Origin of the sequence: Pseudomonas psychrophila HA-4 (assembly GCF_000282975.1) — a bacterium.
GTDB lineage: Bacteria > Pseudomonadota > Gammaproteobacteria > Pseudomonadales > Pseudomonadaceae > Aquipseudomonas > Aquipseudomonas psychrophila_A.
Map to the genome: position 1 here is coordinate 1 of NZ_ALJC01000063.1, position 404 is coordinate 404.

General features: G+C 54.2%; 1 protein-coding gene. It reads right to left on the minus strand.

Annotated elements, in window-relative coordinates:
• Nucleotides 1-227: DUF2931 family protein (locus B347_RS26880; RefSeq protein WP_237719108.1), on the minus strand; the 227-nt coding region annotated here is incomplete at its 3' end.
• Nucleotides 228-404 lie beyond the last annotated feature (177 nt).

A 404-nucleotide genomic window follows, 5' to 3' on the forward strand; every position in this document is an offset into this window, starting at 1 on the left:
TGTTGATTCAAGCAGTTATCGTCTACCCACAGCCGAATTACGCCTCCAGGTGCTACGCCGACTACGGCGTATGCCGTGTAACTTGCTTGTTGGTCGGGCCATTTCGGGCATCGGCGTGCAGTGGAACCACGCATGATGCTGCGGGCGTGTTCGGGAATATCGATCCAGCCTTTGTAAGTTTTTTGTTCAACGATGGATTGCCAGCGCATGAAAATACGTTTGGGCAAATCAGCGCCGGTTATGGGGTAGTAATTACCGCCTTTCGTGCCCCAGCCTCGAGCGTGTTCTTTACTTAGGTCTGGCTCCCCAGATCCGAGCGCCCCTTCTGGCCCTCTGAACCATCGTCCTTTCATATCCTCAACGATGATCTGCTCAACCCAGCCAACCATATAGCGAGGGCCTGC